Here is an 18,726-nt window from a genome sequence, read left to right on the forward strand (position 1 = left end):
GTGACTAGTTCATATTTTTTAAAGCATCCAGTAGTATCTCATTCTCTTTTTCTGTGCCTATGGTAATGCGAAGACAATCTTCGCAAAGGATAACTTTAGATCGATCCCTCAATATAATTCCTTGCTCTACCAATGCATTATAAGTATTCAAAGCTTCTTCAACCTCTACCAGAATAAAGTTAGCATCAGATGGATATACTTTTTTTACCATTTTTAGGTCGAGCAGATCTAAGCTAAGCTGATCGCGTTGTTCAACGGTTATTTTTATCCAATCGTTTACCTGGGCAATATTACCTAAGGCTTCCAAAGCGATATCCTGGGTGGCCTGGTTGATGTTGTAGGGCGCCTTTACTTTGTTTAAAATATCAATTACCGGTCTGGCTGCGAAGGCCATTCCTAACCGCAATGCGGCTAAGCCCCAAGCTTTAGAAAAAGTTTGCATTACTACAAGGTTAGGATATTCCGTTAATTCCTTAATGAAGGTGCGTTGTTTTGCATAATTGATGTAAGCCTCATCAATAACCACAAGGCCTTTGAAATTTGCAAGGACCGTTTCTATGTCTGTGCGAACGATAGAATTACCCGTAGGATTATTTGGCGAACAAATAAAGATCAGTTTGGTGTTTTCGTCAATTGCCTCAGCAATACCATCCAAATCCAGTTGAAAACTAGGCAGGAGGTTTACCTTTCTTATTTCTACATTATTAATGTTCGCTGATACCTCATACATGCCGTAGGTGGGTGGTAGGATGATCACATTGTCTTTTCCTGGCTCACAAAATGCGCGATAAAGCAAGTCAATAGCCTCATCACTTCCATTGCCTAAAAAGGTATTCTCAATAGGTACCCCTTTTATTTTACTAATGGCATCCTTCAAGTCCAGTTGTAAGGGGTCAGGGTAGCGGTTGTAGTTTTTGGTAAGTGGTGATCCAAAAGCATTTTCATTGGCATCTAAAAAAACGCTGGCCTGCCCTTTATATTCATCCCTTGCCGTTGAATACGGTTTCAGGTTTTTAATGTTTTCTCGTTGTAAATTATTAATATCCATCTTTCAATCTAATACTAATTGCATTCTTGTGTGCGTCGAGGCCTTCTGCGGCCGCCAGTATCTCAACGGTGTTTCCTATATTTTTTAATCCAGCATCACTGATGTGCTGAAACGTAATTTTCTTAACAAATGAATCCATGGAAACTCCAGAATAGGCTTTGGCAAATCCGCTTGTTGGTAAGGTGTGGTTTGTGCCAGAGGCATAATCGCCAGCGCTTTCCGGCGTCAAGTTTCCTAAAAATACAGAACCAGCATTGCTAATTTGAGGGATCAGGTTTCCATAACTATTCGTAGCTAAAATCAAATGTTCTGGTGCATACACATTGCTAAACGCCATCGCCTCGTCTAAAGAGGATACCAGTACTGCATACGAATTAGCAATTGCCAATGCGGTAACGTTCCTTCTTGGCAACAATTCGATCTGCTGATTCAATTCTTCCAGCACTTGGGTGATGATGGTCTTTGAGGTTGCTACCAATATGGCCTGGCTATCCGCACCATGTTCTGCCTGGGCCAAAAGGTCTGACGCCACAAACGCAGGATTCGAAGTTTCATCGGCGATAACCAATACTTCAGAAGGACCGGCAGGCATATCGATAGCTGTCATAGCGGTCGACTGCACTAATTGTTTCGCCTGGGTTACATAACGGTTTCCCGGACCGAAGATTTTATGCACTTTCGGAATGGATGCTGTGCCATAAGCCATAGCTGCAACAGCCTGAGCTCCGCCAACCAGGTAGATTTTTTTAATACCCAACTTCAGGGCACAATAAGCCACGTAGCAATTGGTTTTGCCATCTTTTTGAGGAGGTGAGCAAACTACGATCTCTTTACATCCGGCGAGTGTTGCGGGAATTCCAAGCATCAGAAAAGTGCTGGGCAGTACCGCAGAGCCTCCAGGGATATACAAGCCAACTTTGTCGATTGCGCGCGTTTCCCTCCAGCAATTCACGCCGGTCATGGTCTCAATTTTCTCCTCCTTAGCCGACTGGGAAGCATGAAACTTTTTAATGTTGTTGTAAGCAGTGTCAATTGCTTTTTTGGCATCTTCAGGGATGGTCTGCGCAATGGCTTCAATCTCTTCCTCAGCTATAAACAATTGCCCAAGCTGCACTTTGTCAAATTGAGCGGCAAATTCAAACAACGCAGCATCACCCTCAGTCTTCACCTTATTTACAATAATAGCTACACTTTGCGATATGTCAGCGTCATCTTCCAGCTGTCTTAAACAAAGATTTTCAATTTCTTGTTCAGATAGCTCACTGTAACGATAGATTTTCATCTGTTTAGGATTTAAGAAATGATCTTCTCAATTGGCATTACCACAATTCCTTCAGCACCAGCTGCTTTTAGCGCATTGATCTTTTCCCAGAAATCATGCTCAGCAATTACTGAATGTACAGCAACCCATTCATCATCAAACAATGGAACTACAGTCGGACTTTTAACTCCGGGCAGCAAGTCAACCACTTTTTTGAGGTTACTTTTCGCTACGTTAAGAACCACATATTTGGTTTCTTTTGCACGAAGTACAGAACGAATTCTTTGTAAAAGTTCCTGAACTTCAGGCAAGAGGTCTGAACCTTCTTTTCCAATCAGCACCGCTTCAGATTTCATCACCTCAGAGAAAGGTTTTAATCCGTTGCTTTTTAGCGTTCCACCAGTAGAAACAATATCACAAATGGCATCACTTAATCCCAGTCCCGGACCAATTTCCACAGATCCGGAAATGGTGCGAACCTCAGCATCAACGTTATTTTCTTTAAGGTATTTTTCAAGGATCAGCGGGTAAGAAGTAGCAATGGCTTTACCTGCCAGTTGCGCAACTTCAGTGATCTGACTTTCGTTAGGAATGGCAATCTTTAATGTGCATTTACCAAAGCCCAGTTTTTGCAGGTAGGTAACTTGAGCACCAGTCTCTACAATTACGTTTTCACCAACAATGCCCAGGTCTGCAATACCGTCCTGAACATATTCAGGAATATCATCATCCCTTAAAAAAAGGATTTCTAAAGGAAAATTGGTAACGGTTGAAATTAATGAGCTTTTGTAGTTTTCAAAAGATAAACCACAGTTTTTAAGTATTTCTACTGATTTTTCGTTTAATCTACCCGATTTCTGAATAGCGATTTTAAGTGTTTTCAATTTGTGCTTTTTGAATTATTGAATTGAACAGGAAAATAGGTCGGAAACAAGTTTTGAAGTACAAAACATTACATATACATCGCCAATTGGCGATGGTGCAAATGTAAGTGATGGTTCAAAGTTGTGATCATTTTTATTTTTTTTATTTCCTTTTCAATAATGACGAGCATCATGAGGAGATGCAAATATATAAATACAATCCTAAAATCAAAAATTAATGAATGTTATCCAAACAGCGAGCGTGCTGTACCTATACTGTGCAGCAATTTACAATTGATTTATGTCATTATCACCATGGATACACAATGGCTTAAGTACGGCTTTAGCCGAACCAAAGCCGTACTAAAGCCGTACATATACCGTAATAAAGCAGTTATAAAATACTGCACAACCTAAGCGTTGTTTGAGGTTATCGCGAAATGCTCTTCTCAATAACAACTTCCCTGCAGTATCGGTTTCGGCACTTAATTTGCTATTTTTGTGCAAAACTCACCCGTTGAAAAAATCTTTACTTTTTTTTACTGTTATCATTCTCGGTCTTCAATCTTGTAACTGGTTTAAGGAACCCCCAGAAATAGGTCTTATGCTGCAGAAGCATTTCAACAATAAACTATATAAAAAGTTTGACACCGCGGTATATAATCAGGTATTCGTTAAATACCTGGATTCGATTTCCGCCCTAACCCCTAATGCCAAATTAATTAAAGCCTTTTACAGTGATCATGACCAAAGCCCGGAATTTGTAAGTAGGTTCTTCATTACCGGCCAGTTGGATAGTTTACAACTTTACATTTCCAGAAGCGCAGCACATGGTTATAACCCTGAACTGTTTAATGCTAGAAAATTATCGACTTCATTACAAAAGCTTGGTCAGAATAATATTAAGACCATTGAAGAAGTGTACCCAATCATTGCAGAATTGGAGTTGACTGCGGTTACATCGGCAATCAAATACCATAACTTTATTTATTTTGGCAGCACGAACCCGCGTAAGCTATTTACCCGCTACTATATCCCAGTTAAAAGGCCAGACAGCGCCAGTACGCTGAAGATTTTAAACACCAAAGATTTAGCGGCATTACTTCAAGGCATTCAGCCAAAGAAAGTAGCCTACACGTTGTTGCAGAAGGAATTGGCTAACTATGAGCAAGCAACCGTTAAAGACCAACAAGCAATTAAAACCCTTTTGGTGAATATGGAGCGTCAGCGTTGGAAAATCCCGGAACTAGGAGAGGAGTATGTAGAGGTCAACATTCCCGATTTTTCCCTTACCTGGTTCAGCAGGGGTGATACCCTCTCACATATGAATGTTTGTGTCGGAGGAAAGCGTGAGGATGATTATGCAGCCAAAATCCAAAAGTACCTGGAAACTAAAAACCTCGATGATAAACCTAAAAACCACGAGACACCCATTTTATACAGTAAGTTCAATGCCATCCAAGTCAATCCAATTTGGAACATTCCGGTGAGCATTGCCAGGAGCGAGATTTATTATATGGCCATGAAAGACCCGTATTACCTGTCAAATAATAACATTAAGGTCTATTACAAGGGTAAAGAAATTCATGATCCAGATACCATACAATGGAATAAGTATTCAAGGGAAAAGCTTCCATTTCAGTTCAAGCAAGGATCCGGTGAGGGAAATGCTCTGGGTAAGTTTAAATTCATATTTGATAACAATTCCAGCGTTTACCTGCACGATACCAATAATAAAACAGCATTTAAATATAGCAATAGGGCAATTAGTCATGGCTGTGTTCGTGTGGAGCGTCCACTAGAATTTGCCGAAAATCTGGTTAAAGATAAAGACGAATACGACTTGCTAAGGATGGAGGTGAACCTGCCGCCGGTAGATACCACGAAGATGGATTTATACAAAAGAAAACTGGCTAAAAAATCGGATACGCTAAATGTATTTCAGTTAAAGCCAAAGTGGTTTGGCATTAAAAAGCAGGTGCCAATTGTGATCAATTATTTAACTGCCTGGGCACAGGACGGTAAAATACAGTTTAGACCGGACGTCTATAACCTGGACGAAACTTTGTATGATGCTATGAGGAAATTCCTTTAAAAGTTCTACCTTTGGTTTTTAATGAATTTCCTATACCCAGGTTTTCTTTTTGCGCTTCTGGCAATAGCCATTCCTATTGTAATCCACTTATTTAATTTCAGAAAATTTAAGAAAGTATATTTTAGCAATGTACAGTTCCTAAAAGAAGCACGAGAGCAAAATTCATCAAGGGAAAAGCTAAAGCATTTACTGGTGCTCTTCAGCAGGATTTTAGCAATTACTTTTCTGGTTCTTGCTTTTTCCAGACCCTTTATACCTTCAGGAACTGCCAATAAACCTGGTTCACGGAATGCGGTGAGCATATATGTTGACAATTCCTATAGTATGGAAACTGTCAACAAGGAAGGGAGTTTGCTGGATGAAGCAAAACGAAAGGCCAGGGAAATTGTAGAAGGTTATGGTTTAAACGACCAGTTTCAATTGCTTACTAATGATTTTGAAGGCAGGCACCAGCGATTGGTTAACAAAGAAGAGTTTCTGCAGCAGCTGGAAGAGGTAAAAATTTCTGCGTCTGCACGTACACTTCAGCAGGTGGTTAACCGATTGCAAGTCATTACTGACAATGATAACCATATTGATTATCTGCTTTCTGACTTTCAGAATAACTTTGCAGGAACACAACAGGTGAAAACTGCCGCAGATGCCAGTCTAAATTTCATCAAACTTAACGCAAACGATTTACCCAATATTAGTGTAGACAGCATTTGGAGCTTATCACCTGTTCACCAGCCCAATCAGTTGGAACGTTTTGTGGTTAGGTTGAGAAATTTTGGAGAAGAAGACGCGCCTCGGGTAGCATTGACATTGTTGGTTAACGGACAACAAAAAGCCATTGGTAATATTGCTGTGGCGGCAGGGAAATCTGTAATTGACACACTTTCTTTTAGCGGTTTAAATGGAGGTTTTCAGCGTGGAGTAGTACGTATTAAAGATTATCCTTTAACTTTCGACGATGAACTTAACTTTGCCTTTAATGTAAATAATGAAATGAAGGTGCTTCATATTTATGGAGATGCCACCCAACAATATTTAAGTTCCTTATTTGCATCGGATAAATACTTTAAACTAACTGAAGCGCCAGAATCAAACATCAATTACGCTTCTTTCTCCACCTACAGCCTTATTGTTTTATCGGCTTTGAAGTCGCCATCTTCCGGGTTGGCACAGCAGCTAAAAGCGTATGTGCAAAATGGCGGAACGGTGGCTGTATTTCCCAATTTGGATGCAGGTGCAGCGCTATATACGCCTTTTTTGAACGGCTTGGGCCTCCCGGCGGTTGCGCAACTCAACACCGGAGACCCGCTTACCAGTTCAGTAGATCTAAAAAATGACTTGTTTAGCGGGGTATTTGATGAAGTGCCTAAAAATGTTGACTTACCTATCGTAAATCGTTATTTTAGTTATACGGGTTCAGGTGCTGCGGCCAAAGAAAACATTCTCCAACTGCCGTTGAATAATTTTTTGCTGGCAAGATATAATATTGGAGCCGGGAAAATATTTTTATCAGGGAGTTCGCTTGATCCTAAAGATGGCAATCTTTCCCGTCACCCGGTGTTTGTGCCTCTAATGTTGAGGATCGCTTTCGTAAGCGCCAGATCCTTTCCTTTGGCCTATACCACCGGTACCAGTGAGGTATTGGAAAGCCAGAAAATAGAATTGCTAAAAAACCAATCCTTAAGGTTGGTGTCAGATAGATTTGAAGTGATCCCGGACGTTCGTCAGGCGCCAGGGAAAACCTTATTGTATGTGGCTGATCAGGTGAAGAGGCCAGGCTTTTACGACTTAAAAAAGGGAGACTCGACTATAGCTGTTCTCGCTTTTAACGATAACCGTTCCGAATCTGATATGCATTATGCAGATGAAGCGTCAATCTCCAGATTGTTTGGCAAACAAAATGTACGTGTATTCAACTCTAAAAAAGATGCACAATCTTTAGCTGTCAGCACCAAAAATAACAGTGCTGAATTATGGAAACTTTGCATAATTTTAGCTATTGTTTTTTTAGCTATCGAAATACTACTGATCAGATTTTTTAATCATAAAAACATAAAAACAGCATGAACCTTCTCATCACAGGCGTAACTATTGCCGATCCCAACAGTCAGTTCAACCAACAGAATTGTGATGTAAGAGTAGAACAAGGTAAAATTACAGCCATTGGCAAATTATCGCCTCAAAAGAATGAGGAGGTATTCAATGCCGAAGGATGTGTACTTTCTCCTGGTTTCTTTGATTTAAGTTGCGCAGTAGGAGATCCTGGATTTGAAACGAAGGAGGAACTAAATACTGCCATTGCAGCTGCTAAAGCAGGTGGATTTACCGGAATTGCTGTATTACCCAATACTCACCCCGTAGTGCATTCAAAAGGAGAGGTTGAGTATATCATCAACAGGACAAAAAGTAATCTGGTAGATGTGCTTCCTATTGGCGCTTTGAGCGTGAATTTGGAAGGAAAGGAAATGGCGGAGCTTTATGACATGCAGCAGGCAGGTGCTGTAGCATTTTCTGACGGAGGTAAAGCTATTGCAGATGATGGTTTTATGAGCAGGGCGATTCAATATGTAAAAGGATTTGACGGATTGCTGATGCTGTACCCTGAAAGCAGGTCCATAGCAGGCAAATCTCAGGTAAATGAAAGCGCTACCAGTGTATTATTAGGCATGAAAGGGTTACCGGCACTTGCCGAGGAGATGCAAATTAGCAGGGATATATTTTTGGCAACCTATCATGATGCGCCAATTCATATCAACCAGATATCCACAGCGGGGTCTGTAGCGCTAATTAAAAAAGCTAAAAAAGACAACGTTAAGATTACCTGCGATGTAGCAGCTCATCACCTGGTATTTACTGAAGAATTGTTGAACAGTTTCGATAGCAACTATAAAGTAAAGCCGCCATTGCGTGGCAAAGCTGATGTGAAGGCACTTTTGGCTGGTCTTAAAGATGGTACTATCGATGCAATATGTTCGCAGCACCGTCCTCATGAGATTGAGTTTAAAGATGTGGAGTTTGAGATCGCGGCATTTGGAATCATCGCTTTGCAAACTGTTCTGCCCTTATTGATTAAAGCCGGACTAACGGCGGCGCAGATCTCAGAAAAGTTAAGTTCAGGGCCAAGAAGGGTACTTAAACTGGCAGAGATACTGGTGGCCGAAGGAACTGAAGCTAATTTTACAGTTTACAATCCCACAGAAGTTTGGGAATATACCAGAGAAAACAACTTCTCAAAATCATACAATACCCCATTACTAAATAAAAAACTGACCGGTAAAGTAAAACTGGTTTATAACAATAAGCAATTACAATCTTATGGATAATCATGTAAAAGTTGCGCTAATCGCGTCGTTAGATAAATTTGCCGCCATTTCCGGCATAGACTCTGTTAAACTGGAAGACCTTCTGGTTGATGTATTTAGCAAAGACCTGGGCTTTATGGAAAAAGTTGAAGAGTTTGATGAAGCATTTGATCAGTACCCTGCCTTTGAAGATCTTCGGGAGGTGTTTTTCGATCTGCTGATGATCAACTTCTTTGCAAATGATATCAAAAAGCTGGAAGAAGACTATCTGGAGTCAGATGAATGGGCAAATATTGAAGAGGAAACAATTGACAGGGGAACTGAGTTACTGAACCTGTTGCTTTACATTAACGAATGCCATGATGAGCGCATTACACCTGAATTAGGTGATTTCTTAAAGGAGTTTTTGTTGGTTGAAGAGGATGAGTTCCAGGATGAATACCATATCTATGAAGACTTGATCAGTAACCAGCAATTGGTGGAATCAAGCGTAGAAGATATTTGCGGTCACGCCGGAATGATAGAGTTAGGTGAGGAAATGGAGGAGCTATTTGTTCCATTTATGGTGTTTTTCCACCAGCCAAAACTAAGTGTGCAAATTGTTAAAGAACTGGAAGATTTTAGTTCCAATAAAGAATTTGATGTTGCTGTTTATACTTTAATTGCTAATTTTAATAATAACAATTAACCAAACTAACTAACATGGAAGAAAAACAAAAACAAATTAACAGCTTGTCGCTAAAAAATGGATTGATCATTGGAGCGATAAGTGTAGTACTCTCTTTGGCGATGTACTTTATAGACCCACTAATGGCGTTTACAAATTGGTGGATAGGTATATGTATGATTATCTTATTCCTGGCGCTGCTTGTTTACTCAGGTAAAACCATCAGGCAAGAAGTTGGTGGATATTGGACCTTTGGCGAAGCTTTTAAATCATTTCTTATTATGGGCCTGATCATCACAGCGATCTCAACTGTTTACAATGTGGTGCTGATGAAGGTGATCGATCCGGATCTGCCTGCACGTGCCGGCGCTGCTATTGATGAAAACACTAGGGCAATGATGACCAAATTTATAACTGATAAAGACCAGTTGGAAGAAGCGCTGGCAAAATCTGGATCAGGTCAATCTAAACTGGAAATTACTGGAAAGAATTTAGTAACCAGCATTGGGGTCTCTTTAGCAATTTACGGTGTATTGTCATTGATTCTTGCCGCAATCATGAAAAAGACTCCTCCAATTAAACTTCAGGAAGAATAACTTAAATTGCGAATCAAATAAAAAGAGGGCAAACCAAACGGTTTGCCCTCTTTTTATTTGATTAAAATAATATTATAAATTCCTTATCCAGATATTGCGAAAGCTCAATGGAAGACTTGGATCGCCATGCGATTGTAGCTTGATTGGAGCAGGTCCATGTGCTTTTCTATAAGCAGGATCGCCGATGTATTGAGTAGGACCTTTTAATTCAGCATTGTTTTGAACCAAAACACCATTGAACAATACAGTAACTCTAGCAGGAGTTTTAACGGTATTGTCAGCATTAAAAGTTGGCGCAGTCCAGATTACATCATATGACTGCCATTCTCCAGGTTTACGTGTCGGGTTAGCCAAAGGAACCAATTGCTTATAAATACTGGAAGCCTGTCCGTTTGTGTATGTGTCATTCTGATAAGAATCAAGAATTTGCAATTCATAACCGTCATCACCTTTGCCAATAGACGCCAGGAACAAGCCACTGTTACCTCTTCCTTGACCTTTACCTTCGATATTAGCAGGCACCTTCCATTCAATATGTAATTGGTAATTGCCGAAAGAATCTTTTGTTTCTATGTTACCACCGCCTTTTTTATTTACAGTAAATACATTGTTTGCAACAGTCCAGGAGGCTGGTTTAGTTCTGTCGTCGGTCATTACCCACTTGCTTAGGTCTTTTCCGTCAAACAAAACAATTGCATCCGATGGTGGAGCAACAGTAACTTCTTTGGTGGCCACTACAGGGGGTACTGGGGTATAAACCTCAGTCTGCTCAGGTTTAGTTTTTTCTTGCGCGTTAGCCATGGTTATTCCTCCAATCATTAATGAGGCAACAAATAGGCTTTTAGGAAAGTTCGTCATTGTGTGTTTTAAATTTATGGTTATATTCAAAGTTATAAAAATTCTATCTAAGTTTGCAGATCGAATTAAGCTTTGTATTGCACATGGATATCTCTGTTGTCATCCCTTTATTTAACGAAGACGAATCTCTACCTGAATTGACTTCATGGATTGCAAAAGTGATGCAGGACAACAACTTCAATTATGAATTACTGTTTATAGACGATGGGAGTACAGATAATTCCTGGGCAGTAATTGAATCGCTAAAGCTGCAGTATCCATCCGTTAGGGCCATCAAATTCAGAAGAAACTATGGCAAATCTGCTGCTTTAAATGTGGCATTTGAAGCAGCAGTTGGCGAGGTGGTCATTACCATGGATGCCGATCTGCAAGATAGTCCGGATGAAATACCAGAACTTTACCGGCGAATCAAGGAAGAAAAGCTTGATCTCATATCCGGCTGGAAGGCGAAACGTTATGATCCGCTTAGCAAAACCATCCCAACAAAGATCTATAATGCTGCAACACGCAGAATGTCGGGCATAAAAAACCTGCATGATTTTAACTGCGGTTTAAAAGCATACCGTAAGGAAGTAGTGAAGAACATTGAAGTGTATGGAGAAATGCACCGCTATATCCCAGTTATTGCCAAATGGGCCGGTTTTACAAAGATCGAAGAGCAGATTGTAGAACACCGTGCCAGAAAATACGGCGTTACCAAATTTGGGATGAGCCGTTTTATCAACGGACTACTGGACCTTTTATCCATTTTTTTTGTAGGTAAGTTTGGTAAGCGGCCGATGCACTTCTTTGGTACCATGGGTGTACTTAGTTTTTTAATAGGTACATTTTTAGCCATCTGGCTGATAGGGGTAAAGCTTTACGATATATCTATGGGTATCCCCTTGAAGAGGGACGTTACAGATCAGCCCTTGTTTTACATAGCGCTGGTTGCCATTATCCTAGGCTCACAGTTATTTTTGACCGGTTTTGTGGCTGAATTGGTATCTCGTAGTGCTCCAGAGCGTAACAATTATTTAATAGAGAAAGAGCTAAAATAATCCATGTTCTTTTCCATTATCATCCCCCTTTATAACCGACCTCAGGAAATAGATGAACTTTTAAGCAGTCTAACAAAGCAAACGTATTTACAATTTGAGGTATTAGTTATCGAAGACGGCTCTACGCTGGACGCCAAATCTGTGGTAGAGAAATATGCAGACCTGTTAGATATTAAATATTTTGTAAAGCCCAATGCTGGTCAGGGCTTTGCACGTAACTATGGATTTGAGCGGGCCAAGGGCGATTTCTTTGTGATATTTGATTCAGACTGCCTGATTCCAGAAGATTACCTGGAGATTGTAAGAAATTACCTATTTGAGCACCATTTAGATGCTTATGGGGGTCCGGATGCTGCGCATCAGAGTTTTACTCCGGTACAAAAAGCCATCAGCTATGCCATGACTTCACCCTTTACTACCGGAGGTATCAGAGGTAATGCCAAACACATTGGACAGTTTCATCCCAGAAGTTTTAATATGGGAGTGTCCCGCGAGGTATATGAGAAAGTCGGAGGATTTATACTAACCCGCCTTGGAGAAGATATAGAGTACAGTATCCGAATCCATGAAAATGGTTTCAAAATAGGTTTAATACCTGGTGCGAAGGTTTACCATAAGCGGCGTACCAGTTTTTACCAATTCTATAAACAATTACATTTTTTTGGCAGGGCCAGAATTAACATTTATAAGCATTTTCCAGCACAGTTGAAGTTGATCCATTTTTTCCCTGCAGCTTTTGTATGTGCCTTTCTATTTACGCTATTAATGAATTGTTTTTATGCACCTTTGGCATATATCTGCAATATACTGGTGCTCCTGTATTTTTTAATGATATTTTTTCACTCCTGGCAAACCAATAAATCGTTAAAAGTTGCATTTTTGAGTATAATTGCTTCTTTTATACAATTGGGTGCCTATGGGTTAGGGTTCATTCAGGATTTGATAAAAAGAGTAGTATTTAAACAACAATGATAGAATTTTTAAAAGAGAGTACGTTTGCTGTTAATGAGGTAATGAGCAAAGCCTGGCAGGTAACTAAAAGGAATTATTTTTCCATTGCTACGCTGTGTTTCTTGATGTTCCTAACTTCGAATGCATCGAATATGATGGCCTTCTTTTTAAATAATGTAAGCAGGAGCTTGAGCATCATTATGGCCACTATGTTCATCATCATCTATTTTACCATCAGTCTTTCCTTATTCAGATACATCTTTCACTTGTTGGATGATGAAGAGCATGATGTGAGCATCGTAAGTACCATTCCTACAAGACAGCAGATTATCAGGTTCTTAATTGCAACTTTCTATTTCTCGCTTTGTATAGTTGTAGTAGGGATTGTTTTTTATCCTGTTTTGCTGATATTGGATCCGCTATTGAAACTATTGGTGAGCTTAGGCTGGGTAGATGATTTTACCACGGCCGGTACCATTGTTACCAATATATGTGTCGGAATGGCCATTGTTGCTATTTTTATCACATTTGTTAGGATCTCCTTTTTTCCCTTCTTTATCATCGATAAGAATGAGACCCCTTTTCGCTCCATCAAATTTAGCCTGGCCATTACAAAAGGTAATTTTACGAAAATATTGCTGCTGTTATTGGTACTGGGTGGCTTCCAACTGATCTATTGGTTTCTTGGATACATGCAATGGCCGATAATTGCTTTTTTTGTAAACATTTTGAGTTCTTTTATCATTGTACCACTGTCCATCGTTGCATTAACGATTGCATACAGAAAAATGATGACGGAGTATACAGGCGACAACGAGCCTGATATCATCCATAACCTGATTTAAAAACTATGGGTTTAAAAGCGGCATTGAGCAAGCCATTTGCTGCCTTCGTTTTAAAAGGCATCAATAAATGGAAGGGGAATGCAATAGCAGCGCAACAAGAAACGCTGCAGATGCTCATTGAATCTGCCGCACATACTTCTTTTGGCAAGGACCATAACTTTGGCAGCATCAAAAATTATGCTGACTTTAAAAAGCAGGTGCCGGTAAGTGATTATGAGGATCTCAGGCCATATATTGACCGTGTTGTTGCAGGAGAGGAAGATGTTTTATGGAAAGGCAAACCAGAGTATTTCGCCAAAACCTCTGGAACTACATCAGGAGTAAAATACATTCCAATCTCTAAAGAATCCATGCCGGAGCACATCAAAGCTGCCCGCAATGCACTGCTTACCTATATCCATGAAACCGGCGATGCTAGTTTTGTAGATGGCAAAATGATCTTTTTGCAGGGAAGTCCGGTATTGAGTAAAAAGAATGGCATTAATGTCGGTCGCCTTTCCGGTATTGTCGCCCATCTTGTGCCTGCATACCTGCAAAAGAACCGATTGCCGTCTTACCAGACCAATTGTATCGAAGACTGGGAGCAGAAGGTAGATGCCATTGTTGAGGAAACCTGGCAGGAAGACATGCGATTGATTTCTGGCATTCCACCCTGGGTGCAAATGTATTTTGACAAATTGACGGAGAAGAGTGATGGGAAAAAGATCAAAGACATTTTTAAAAACTTTAGCCTCTTTGTATATGGCGGTGTCAATTACGAACCCTATCGTGCAAAGATAGAGAAGAGCATAGGGAGGAAGATAGCCACAATAGAAACTTACCCTGCTTCAGAAGGTTTTATAGCGTATCAAGATAGTCAGCAAGATAAAAGTCTCCTGCTGCTCGTAAAAGCAGGGATCTTCTACGAATTTATACTTGCAGATGAATTCTATAATGAAAATCCAACCCGTTTAAGTTTGGAGCAAATAGAATTGGATGTCAATTACGCATTGATCCTGAATACCAGCGCAGGTTTATGGGGATATAGCATAGGAGATACCATTAAATTCGTATCGAAAGACCCTTATAAGATCCTTGTAACAGGAAGAATTAAACATTTTATCTCTGCTTTTGGAGAACACGTAATAGGTGAAGAGGTAGAACACGCCTTATTAAGTGTTGCAAACCTGGAAAACGTAGGTATTACGGAATTTACAGTTGCGCCACAAGTAGAAACCTCAATTGGGGAATTACCTTACCATGAATGGTTTGTAGAATTTTCTAATCCTCCTGCGGATCTCATTTCTTTCAGTAAAAAAGTAGATGAGGCATTGCAGAAGAAGAATATTTACTATTTTGACCTCATTGAGGGGAAAATATTACAACCCTTGATCATACGGACTTTGAAAAAAGATGCATTTGTAGACTATATGAGGGGACAGGGTAAATTAGGCGGACAGAACAAGGTACCCCGGCTGTCTAACGACAGGAAGATTGCTAACGATTTAAGTGGTTTTACAATTTGAAGAACATATCCATTTTAGGCTCAACTGGTTCCATTGGAACACAGGCGCTTTCTGTTGTTGCTGCACACCCCGATTTATACAAGGTTGTGGCAATAACCGGACAAACAAATACCGCATTATTAATTAATCAGGCTTTAGAATTTCTGCCAGAGTTAGTTGTGGTTTGCGATGAGAGCCGGTATTCCGAAGTAAAGGATGCATTGGCGCATACAAAGATTAAAGTGTCAGCCGGCGTAGATGCCCTTTGCGAAGCCGCAGGTTTGCCATCGGCAGATTTGGTGTTGACGGCAGTTGTAGGTTCGGTTGGTTTGAAACCAACCATAACAGCTATAGAAGCAGGTAAAGATATTGGGTTGGCCAATAAAGAAACGCTGGTAGTAGCAGGTGATCTAATTACACGCTTGGCGCAAAAGCATGGCGTAAAGATTATTCCTGTAGATTCAGAACATTCTGCCATATTTCAATGCTTGGTTGGAGAAGACTACAATTCCATTGAAAAGATCTATCTCACCGCATCAGGTGGCCCTTTTAGAGGCAAGGACAGAGAATTTCTTGCTGGGATAACAAAAGCTGAAGCATTGAAACATCCCAACTGGGTGATGGGCGCTAAAATTACGATAGACTCAGCATCTTTAATGAATAAGGGGCTTGAAGTAATAGAGGCTAAATGGCTTTTCGGACTGGAAGCTGATCAGATTGATGTCATCGTACACCATCAATCCATTGTGCATTCGCTGGTTCAATTTAACGATGGTTCTATGAAAGCACAGATGGGTCTTCCAGATATGAAGCTACCCATACATTATGCTTTTGCTTATCCGGCCAGAATAAGCAGTGATTTTGAACGTTTCAATTTCATGGATTATCCCGAGCTGACTTTTTCTAAGGCAGATGGCAAAACTTTTAGAAATCTAGAGCTGGCTTATCAGGCGTTGAGAAGAGGCGGCAATATGGCTTGCATCGTTAACGCTGCAAATGAAGTGGTTGTTAATGCATTTTTGAAAGATCAAATTGGCTTTTTAGAAATGAGTGATGTGATAGAAAGATGTATGCAGGAAGTGGAGTTCATCGAACATCCGGGGCTTAACAATTATTTAGAAACAGATGAACATACACGTATATTTGCCCACCATCTGGTAACAAAACAATTAAAGTAGAATCAAATTAGAAATTTTTAAAAATATATATGAGCGGACTGATTATGGCGGCCCAGTTACTTCTGGGATTATCGATACTGGTTATTTTACACGAATTAGGACACTTTTTAGCGGCACGGGCCTTTGGAATAAAAGTAGAAAAATTTTACCTGTTCTTTGACGCCGGTGGAGTAAAGTTATTTAGTTTTAAAAGAGGAGATTGTGAATATGGTATTGGATGGTTGCCTTTAGGTGGCTATGTGAAGATTTCAGGTATGATCGATGAATCAATGGATACTGAGCAAATGGCGCTTCCGCCACAACCATGGGAGTTCAGGTCTAAACCCGCATGGCAACGTTTAATTGTAATGGTTGGCGGTGTGTTTGTAAACATTGTAGTCGGCATTTTCATTTTCTGGATGCTTACCTATAAGTACGGCGATACCATTATTCCAAACAGCACAGTTTTAGGTATTAATCCGGGTATCATCGGAAAAGAAATAGGTTTAAAAAGAGGAGATAAGGTAGTTGCTGTAAACGGCAAGAAGGTCATCACATTCGATGAACTGATCAGTACTAAAGTCCTGCTGGACAACACTACTTTAACCATTATGCGTAATGGTAAGGCGATGGATATCAAGGTTCCTGAAAACATTTTGAACAAAATCTCCGATCTTGGTCTGGAAGAGTTTATTAGCAGGGTGCCGCTGATCAGTACCACTGTTGATAGCGTTCCCGCTTCCCGCGCGGCTTACAAGGCCGGAGTTAAACGAGGCGACCGTATTGTATCCATCAACAACGTTCCGATCAGCAACGATATGGATGCCAAAGAAGAATTGGTTAAGCATAAAAATCAAACCATTAGTTTGGGTCTGTTGAGAGGAACTGAGCAGGTTGCTTTGAACGTACCTGTGGATACAGCAGGAACAATTGGAATTAAATTCAATTTCAAGGAAATCAGACAAGAAACCATAAAATACGGTTTCCTGGAATCGCTTCCAATCGGTGCAAACCAAGCCTGGAAAGTATTCAGTGATAATGGAAAGGGAATTTTGAAAGTGCTTACAGGAAAAGTGAAGGCAACCAAGGCATTTTCAGGCCCTGTGGAGATAGCACGTAAAGTATTCGGCGGCGAGTGGATCTGGTCACGTTTCTGGGCTTCTACTGGCTTTATTTCGATTGCATTGGCATTTATGAACCTGTTGCCGATACCTGCGTTAGATGGCGGGCACGTGGTGTTCCTTTTCATAGAGATGATAAAAGGTAAACCACTTGGTGATAAGTTTATGGAGCGCGCCCAGATTGTTGGGTTTGTGATGTTGCTGTCGCTAATGGTCTTTGTACTGGGTAACGATATTTTTAAAGCCTTTCTCCATAAGTAGAAATGACTGATTATTTTTCCTTTTATGGCTTGCCGGTTAGTTTTAATCCGGATACACAGTACGTTAAGCAAAAGTTTTACGAGCTCAGTAAAAAGTATCACCCTGATTTTTTTATCAACGAGAGCGAAGAAAAGCAGGCTGAAGTACTGGAAATGAGTACCATTAACAACAAAGCTTATCAGATATTGAGCGATCCGCAAAAAAGGCTGCAATATGTGTTGGAGCTAAGCGGACAGATAGTTGAAGGCGAGCACTATGTACTTCCCCAAGACTTTTTGATGGAGATGATGGAGGTGAACGAAGCATTAATGGATTTGCAGTTTGAGCCCGATGCAGATAAGTTGGCCGCACTTAAATCACAGATTTCAGTGATTGAAAAGAGTATCCTTGATGACATTAAGATATTGACGGCCGACTTTGATCAGCAGAATGAGGACGAGCGAAATAAAACACTTTTAGCTGTCAAAGACCTTTATTATCGGAGTAAGTATTTATTGAGAATTGGTGCATTAAGCAAATAAATATTTGACTTTTTATTGGTATTAGTCAGAAGTTATTTCTAACTTGTCATACACTCAATACTAAAGTCATGGAAAAATGCACACATCTTCTGGAAAATAAGTATATCACTATAGCGCTGATACTGATATCCGTTTTATCCGTATACGAATTTGGCAAAGCCATCGGCCAGCTAGCCTATTATCTTACTAATTAATTACATGAGTACATTAACAAATTTTAGAAAAATAGCTGTTGCAGAAGGTATATCTTACGTATTGCTGGTATTTGTAGCCATGCCTTTAAAATATTGGGCTGGCATTCCACTGGCTGTAAAATATACTGGCTGGGCGCATGGTTTGTTATTTGTGCTGTACATCATGTTCTTGATAATGGCCTGGATGGAATACAAATGGAATTTCAAAAAGGTTGTTATTATAGGAGGGGCATCATTGCTTCCATTTGCACCGTTTTGGGTAGATAAAAAATTGAAAGAAGAAAGTTCAAATAAATCTTGGTAATTACTAATCCAATTAATACATTTGCAACCCGCTTAATAGCAATGCCCAGTTGGCGGAATTGGTAGACGCGCTGGTCTCAAACACCTGTGGGAAACCGTGCCGGTTCGACTCCGGCACTGGGTACTTGGCCGTAGTTAGTTCTAATTTTAGACTTAACTACGGCT

At 40.2% G+C, this 18,726-nt stretch carries 17 protein-coding genes and 1 tRNA gene; 14 read left to right on the forward strand and 4 right to left on the reverse strand.

Annotation, left to right across the window (positions count from 1 at the left end; all coding sequences use genetic code 11):
- Window positions 1–4: 4 nt before the first annotated feature.
- From hisC to hisG, 3 genes are read right to left on the reverse strand one after another with little or no spacing between them, the layout of a single operon-like run.
- Window positions 5–1,048, reverse strand: a complete 1,044-nt coding sequence (gene hisC / locus ACXZ1K_RS08670; protein WP_458972989.1) for a histidinol-phosphate transaminase — start codon at window positions 1,046–1,048, stop codon at window positions 5–7.
- Window positions 1,038–2,330, reverse strand: coding sequence for a histidinol dehydrogenase (hisD, locus tag ACXZ1K_RS08675; RefSeq protein WP_458972990.1), 1,293 nt, complete (start codon window positions 2,328–2,330; stop codon window positions 1,038–1,040). Before hisD ends, hisC begins: the two co-directional genes overlap by 11 nt.
- 11 nt (window positions 2,331–2,341) lie before the next feature.
- Window positions 2,342–3,193, reverse strand: a complete 852-nt coding sequence (gene hisG / locus ACXZ1K_RS08680) for an ATP phosphoribosyltransferase (protein WP_458972991.1) — start codon at window positions 3,191–3,193, stop codon at window positions 2,342–2,344.
- A gap of 583 nt (window positions 3,194–3,776) precedes the next feature.
- Between hisG and ACXZ1K_RS08685 the strand changes: the two genes are divergently transcribed.
- The 5 genes from ACXZ1K_RS08685 to ACXZ1K_RS08705 are packed head-to-tail and all read left to right on the forward strand — an operon-like array spanning window position 3,777 to window position 9,826.
- Window positions 3,777–5,267 carry a L,D-transpeptidase family protein gene (locus tag ACXZ1K_RS08685; protein ID WP_458972992.1) on the forward strand — a complete coding sequence of 497 codons (1,491 nt, stop codon included), beginning with the start codon at window positions 3,777–3,779 and terminating at the stop codon, window positions 5,265–5,267.
- Window positions 5,268–5,288: 21 nt separating this feature from the next.
- Entirely contained in the window at window positions 5,289–7,328 is a 2,040-nt protein-coding gene (locus ACXZ1K_RS08690) for a BatA domain-containing protein (RefSeq protein ID WP_458972993.1), read from the forward strand.
- A complete protein-coding gene (locus tag ACXZ1K_RS08695) occupies window positions 7,325–8,584 on the forward strand; it encodes a dihydroorotase (protein WP_458972994.1) in 1,260 nt (419 codons plus the stop codon). The genes ACXZ1K_RS08690 and ACXZ1K_RS08695 overlap by 4 nt, the downstream gene beginning before the upstream one ends.
- The gene (locus ACXZ1K_RS08700) at window positions 8,577–9,251 is read left to right on the forward strand and encodes a hypothetical protein (RefSeq protein WP_458972995.1); all 675 of its coding nucleotides are present in this window, start codon (window positions 8,577–8,579) and stop codon (window positions 9,249–9,251) included. Before ACXZ1K_RS08695 ends, ACXZ1K_RS08700 begins: the two co-directional genes overlap by 8 nt.
- Before the next feature lie 14 nt (window positions 9,252–9,265).
- Complete coding sequence (locus ACXZ1K_RS08705; RefSeq protein ID WP_458972996.1) at window positions 9,266–9,826, forward strand: DUF4199 domain-containing protein; 561 nt, start codon at window positions 9,266–9,268, stop codon at window positions 9,824–9,826.
- Between the two features lie 72 nt (window positions 9,827–9,898).
- On the opposite strand, the gene ACXZ1K_RS08710 is transcribed toward ACXZ1K_RS08705, so the two are convergent.
- On the reverse strand, window positions 9,899–10,684 hold the full coding sequence (locus ACXZ1K_RS08710; protein ID WP_458972997.1) for a 3-keto-disaccharide hydrolase: 786 nt from the start codon (window positions 10,682–10,684) through the stop codon (window positions 9,899–9,901).
- Window positions 10,685–10,767: 83 nt separating this feature from the next.
- On the opposite strand from ACXZ1K_RS08710, the gene ACXZ1K_RS08715 reads away from it, so the two are divergent.
- From ACXZ1K_RS08715 to ACXZ1K_RS08755, 9 genes are all read left to right on the forward strand, one after another.
- Complete coding sequence (locus ACXZ1K_RS08715; RefSeq protein WP_458973245.1) at window positions 10,768–11,724, forward strand: glycosyltransferase family 2 protein; 957 nt, start codon at window positions 10,768–10,770, stop codon at window positions 11,722–11,724.
- 3 nt (window positions 11,725–11,727) lie between these two features.
- Window positions 11,728–12,696: a glycosyltransferase family 2 protein gene (locus ACXZ1K_RS08720; RefSeq protein WP_458972998.1), complete on the forward strand. Its 969-nt coding sequence runs from the start codon at window positions 11,728–11,730 to the stop codon at window positions 12,694–12,696.
- Window positions 12,693–13,520 (forward strand): hypothetical protein, encoded by an 828-nt coding sequence (locus tag ACXZ1K_RS08725; protein ID WP_458972999.1) that lies wholly within the window; start codon window positions 12,693–12,695, stop codon window positions 13,518–13,520. The genes ACXZ1K_RS08720 and ACXZ1K_RS08725 overlap by 4 nt, the downstream gene beginning before the upstream one ends.
- A gap of 5 nt (window positions 13,521–13,525) precedes the next feature.
- Window positions 13,526–15,025, forward strand: a complete 1,500-nt coding sequence (locus ACXZ1K_RS08730) for a GH3 auxin-responsive promoter family protein (protein WP_458973000.1) — start codon at window positions 13,526–13,528, stop codon at window positions 15,023–15,025.
- Window positions 15,022–16,182: a 1-deoxy-D-xylulose-5-phosphate reductoisomerase gene (locus tag ACXZ1K_RS08735; RefSeq protein ID WP_458973001.1), complete on the forward strand. Its 1,161-nt coding sequence runs from the start codon at window positions 15,022–15,024 to the stop codon at window positions 16,180–16,182. The genes ACXZ1K_RS08730 and ACXZ1K_RS08735 overlap by 4 nt, the downstream gene beginning before the upstream one ends.
- Window positions 16,183–16,211: 29 nt before the next feature.
- Window positions 16,212–17,543: an RIP metalloprotease RseP gene (gene rseP, locus ACXZ1K_RS08740; protein ID WP_458973002.1), complete on the forward strand. Its 1,332-nt coding sequence runs from the start codon at window positions 16,212–16,214 to the stop codon at window positions 17,541–17,543.
- Window positions 17,544–17,545: 2 nt separating this feature from the next.
- The gene (gene hscB / locus ACXZ1K_RS08745) at window positions 17,546–18,064 is read left to right on the forward strand and encodes a Fe-S protein assembly co-chaperone HscB (protein ID WP_458973003.1); all 519 of its coding nucleotides are present in this window, start codon (window positions 17,546–17,548) and stop codon (window positions 18,062–18,064) included.
- 198 nt (window positions 18,065–18,262) lie between these two features.
- Window positions 18,263–18,562 carry a DUF3817 domain-containing protein gene (locus tag ACXZ1K_RS08750; protein ID WP_458973004.1) on the forward strand — a complete coding sequence of 100 codons (300 nt, stop codon included), beginning with the start codon at window positions 18,263–18,265 and terminating at the stop codon, window positions 18,560–18,562.
- 43 nt (window positions 18,563–18,605) lie between these two features.
- Window positions 18,606–18,685 (forward strand) — tRNA-Leu (locus tag ACXZ1K_RS08755).
- The last annotated feature ends 41 nt before the right edge of the window (window positions 18,686–18,726 follow it).

The sequence above is a fragment of the Pedobacter jaeyakensis genome, assembly GCF_054461315.1.

Bases quoted from the DNA above. Each gene is read 5' to 3' on its own strand.
- ACXZ1K_RS08710 (WP_458972997.1), bottom strand. From the start codon at position 10,684: ATGACGAACTTTCCTAAAAGCCTATTTGTTGCCTCATTAATGATTGGA.
- hisD (WP_458972990.1), bottom strand. From the start codon at position 2,330: ATGAAAATCTATCGTTACAGTGAGCTATCTGAACAAGAAATTGAAAAT.
- ACXZ1K_RS08700 (WP_458972995.1), top strand. From the start codon at position 8,577: ATGGATAATCATGTAAAAGTTGCGCTAATCGCGTCGTTAGATAAATTT.
- ACXZ1K_RS08715 (WP_458973245.1), top strand. From the start codon at position 10,768: ATGGATATCTCTGTTGTCATCCCTTTATTTAACGAAGACGAATCTCTA.
- ACXZ1K_RS08725 (WP_458972999.1), top strand. From the start codon at position 12,693: ATGATAGAATTTTTAAAAGAGAGTACGTTTGCTGTTAATGAGGTAATG.
- ACXZ1K_RS08705 (WP_458972996.1), top strand. From the start codon at position 9,266: ATGGAAGAAAAACAAAAACAAATTAACAGCTTGTCGCTAAAAAATGGA.
- rseP (WP_458973002.1), top strand. From the start codon at position 16,212: ATGAGCGGACTGATTATGGCGGCCCAGTTACTTCTGGGATTATCGATA.
- ACXZ1K_RS08690 (WP_458972993.1), top strand. From the start codon at position 5,289: ATGAATTTCCTATACCCAGGTTTTCTTTTTGCGCTTCTGGCAATAGCC.
- hisC (WP_458972989.1), bottom strand. From the start codon at position 1,048: ATGGATATTAATAATTTACAACGAGAAAACATTAAAAACCTGAAACCG.
- ACXZ1K_RS08730 (WP_458973000.1), top strand. From the start codon at position 13,526: ATGGGTTTAAAAGCGGCATTGAGCAAGCCATTTGCTGCCTTCGTTTTA.
- ACXZ1K_RS08750 (WP_458973004.1), top strand. From the start codon at position 18,263: ATGAGTACATTAACAAATTTTAGAAAAATAGCTGTTGCAGAAGGTATA.
- ACXZ1K_RS08720 (WP_458972998.1), top strand. From the start codon at position 11,728: ATGTTCTTTTCCATTATCATCCCCCTTTATAACCGACCTCAGGAAATA.
- ACXZ1K_RS08685 (WP_458972992.1), top strand. From the start codon at position 3,777: ATGCTGCAGAAGCATTTCAACAATAAACTATATAAAAAGTTTGACACC.
- hscB (WP_458973003.1), top strand. From the start codon at position 17,546: ATGACTGATTATTTTTCCTTTTATGGCTTGCCGGTTAGTTTTAATCCG.
- ACXZ1K_RS08695 (WP_458972994.1), top strand. From the start codon at position 7,325: ATGAACCTTCTCATCACAGGCGTAACTATTGCCGATCCCAACAGTCAG.